Genomic DNA, 426 nt, shown 5'->3' on the forward strand with positions numbered 1-426 from the left:
TACTAAGTCTTTGCAAACGTCTAACGTGTCATCGGCAAACAGTTCGTGACTGGGATAATCCATGAGCAAACTAATCACTTTTAACAGTTTCATATCATGGCTGTTACTCTGAATATTGGTTTGCTCAATATTGGTGTTTTCAACCGTTGGCGTAGCGTCACTCATATCAGCTCTCCCAAGTTTGCACGGTGTCAATCATGTCACGGCGACTGGTTTTTTTATTGCCAAACATACTGTAATCGCTGTCACCGTTGCATTCATTGCCAAAGGTAAAGCCACAGCCACCACGCTCGGCAAACGCATCGCTTAGGGCTTCTTCACGGTGAGCGGTTGGGATGACAAAACGGTCTTCGTAATTGGCAATCGCAAGGTAGCGGTACATTTCTTCGACTTGGTGTTTGCTCAGACCTACGCTGTCTAGCACGC

The 426-nt window shown here is 46.2% G+C and carries 1 pseudogene; it reads right to left on the reverse strand.

Features of this window, described 5'->3' with window-relative positions:
• Window positions 1-166: 166 nt before the first annotated feature.
• A pseudogene (locus J1781_RS00205) lies at window positions 167-426 on the reverse strand (nitrate reductase subunit beta); the annotation flags it as partial.

The sequence above is a fragment of the Rahnella perminowiae genome, assembly GCF_019049695.1.
GTDB classification, from domain to species: domain Bacteria; phylum Pseudomonadota; class Gammaproteobacteria; order Enterobacterales; family Enterobacteriaceae; genus Rahnella; species Rahnella perminowiae.